Genomic DNA, 2,308 nt, shown 5'->3' with positions numbered 1-2,308 from the left:
AACCATCGAAATGAGGGGTCCCTTTTAGACGCCGATCACCCCGCTAACGGGGTCCTTTTTGCACGCCGATCCACACCATTGGGTTCTCAAGAGGGTGATGCGAGACATCTTTGCGCCCGAGACAGTGTCCGCAGAGGAGGTGGAGAAGGAACTCGCAGTCCTGACGATGCACCCCGAGATTCTTCTCAGCATGGTGCAGGTTACGCTCGGAGCGCCATCGCAAACACTCATCGAGGCGGCAGGGCGCATTCGCTGCCCCACGCTCTTCGTGCACGGCGAAAGCAATGCACTGGTTCCTCCAAAGTATGCAAGGGCTATTCACGAACGAATTGTGGGAGCTGGAGGACGCTCGCGTTTCGAGATCATGCCTGGTGCGGGGCACATGCTCATCAAGCAGAGAGCCTCGGAGCTTGCGTCCATTCTTCTTGATGCTCTGCCTTTCCTCGCTGAGGCTTGAATGTCCCGCCAAGTCCCGAATCATGCCATCAGGCCCCACGGAAAATGTGGGAACGCCTGTGGTATCAGTTTCTCGGAAACTAGAAATTATCAATAAAAATCAAAGCGATAAATCGCTTGACTGGTGACCCCTACGAGAATCGAACTCGTGTTTCAGCCGTGAGAGGGCCGCGTCCTAACCGCTAGACGAAGGGGCCACTGGCCGCTGTGGGCGGCTGGCAGGGAGGTGCCTGTACGGGGATCGGGGCGAGGCGTCAAGGGGAAAGGGTGGCTGTGCCGCGCAGATTTCCGGTGCTGTCCCTGGAGCGTTTTTCCCGTCAGGTGCGTTCACCTGGCGGCCCGGGAAATGCGGCGCATCGAATGTCGGGACCAAACGGCTAGAGCATTCTGAAGTCGGCTGGAACAGCCGACGGCTCGCAGAATGCGGAATACAGAAGGCAATCAGAGCTGGCCAGCTGCCGGTTTGGCGGACACCGAGATAGGCTCATTCAGGCTACACCAGCTTCCATTTCGAAGTCGATGGGGCTGAGGTAACCCAGGGTCAAGTGGCGCCGGGTCGGGTTGTAGAAGCATTCGATGTAATCGAACACGTCGGCCTTCGCCTGGGCCCTCGTTCGGTAGACCTTCTTCCCGATCCGCTCGGTCTTGAGCGAGGAGAAGAAGCTTTCCATGGCTGCATTATCCCAGACATTGTCAGACCTGCTCATCGAACAGGTGACGCCGTTGTCGGCCATGAGCCGCTGGAACTGCTCGCTGGTATACTGGCTGCCCTGGTCCGAGTGATGCAGTAGGGCATCGGGCTTGCCGCGCCGCCAGATCGCCATGATGAGCGCGTCGGTGACGAGCTGGGCGGTCATCGTGTCGCTCATCGACCAGCCCACCACCCTGCGCGAGAACAGGTCGATCACGGCGGCCACGTAAAGCCACCCTTCCGCGGTCCAGATGTAGGTGAAGTCGGCTACCCACTTCTGGTTGGGCCTGTCGGCCGTGAACTGGCGTTCCAGCACATTGCCGGCGATGACCGAGCGTTCGCCATGATCCTTCGGTAGCCCCCGCCGGCGTGGCCTTGCCCGAAGACCCTGCTGGCGCATGAGCCGTTCGATCCGATGCAGACCGCAGGATATGCCTTCGGCAAGGATGTCGTGCCATACCCGGCGAGCTCCGTAAGTGCGGTAGCTGCCGACATGACTGGCCCTGACCCGAGCGCCGATCTCGTCATCATCCCGCACCCGCTGCGATGGCGCACGAGTGAGCCAGGCATGAAAGTCGCTCCGCGAGACACCGAGCGCCTCGCACATCCACGCCGCCGGCCAGATCCCTCGGTGCTTCGCGATAAAGGCGAACCTCATATCGAGTCCCTCGCGAAGTAGGCGGCGGCTTTTTTTAGTATATCGCGTTCCGCCTTCAGCTTGGCCACTTCGCGGCGCAGCCGCTCGATCTCCAACTGCTCCGGCTTCATCTGACCGTGCCCCGGGAAGGCATGGCCCGGATCGGCGGCCAGTTCCTTCACCCATTTGCGCAGCACGTTCTCGTGCACATCCAGATCGCGTGCGGCTTGCGCAACTGCCACGCCGCGCTCCCGGACCAATCTTACCGCCTCAAGCTTGAACTCGCGGGCGAACTTCCTTCTCTGCATTGATGCTCTCCGATTGGTGAAAACACCTTATCTCGGTGTCCGCCAAACCGGCAGCAGGCCAAGCAGTGAACGATTCAATCTCATCGTTCACTGCTCTAAGGGTTGTAGGGATTCATCGGGAATTGATGACGGCAGCGGCGAGATAGATCATGGCTTCAAAGCTCTGATCGGTTTTGCAGGCGCGCATGGCGATGCGCTTGAACTCTTTGAGCTTGC

The 2,308-nt window shown here is 59.8% G+C and carries 2 protein-coding genes and 1 tRNA gene; 1 reads left to right on the top strand and 2 read right to left on the bottom strand.

The window, feature by feature from the left end:
• The first annotated feature begins 97 nt into the window (after nucleotides 1-97).
• Entirely contained in the window at nucleotides 98-457 is a 360-nt protein-coding gene (locus WFP78_RS23375) for an alpha/beta fold hydrolase (protein ID WP_336966916.1), read from the top strand.
• Between the two features lie 121 nt (nucleotides 458-578).
• Here WFP78_RS23375 and WFP78_RS23370 read toward each other — a convergent pair.
• A tRNA-Glu gene (locus WFP78_RS23370) sits at nucleotides 579-653 on the bottom strand.
• Nucleotides 654-944: 291 nt separating this feature from the next.
• A protein-coding gene (locus tag WFP78_RS23365) for an IS3 family transposase (RefSeq protein WP_336966914.1) occupies nucleotides 945-2,092 on the bottom strand; the annotation gives its coding sequence in 2 pieces (ribosomal slippage) (nucleotides 945-1,834 and nucleotides 1,834-2,092; 1,149 coding nt in all).
• Nucleotides 2,093-2,308 lie beyond the last annotated feature (216 nt).

It is taken from the genome of Sphingobium aquiterrae (assembly GCF_037154135.1).
Taxonomy (GTDB): domain Bacteria; phylum Pseudomonadota; class Alphaproteobacteria; order Sphingomonadales; family Sphingomonadaceae; genus Sphingobium; species Sphingobium aquiterrae.
The sequence above is the reverse complement of the archived record's forward strand: the minus strand, read 5'-3'. Positions and strand labels throughout refer to the sequence as shown.

Excerpts from the sequence above, each read along its gene's own strand:
- WFP78_RS23375 (WP_336966916.1), top strand. The coding sequence starts at position 98 with ATGCGAGACATCTTTGCGCCCGAGACAGTGTCCGCAGAGGAGGTGGAG.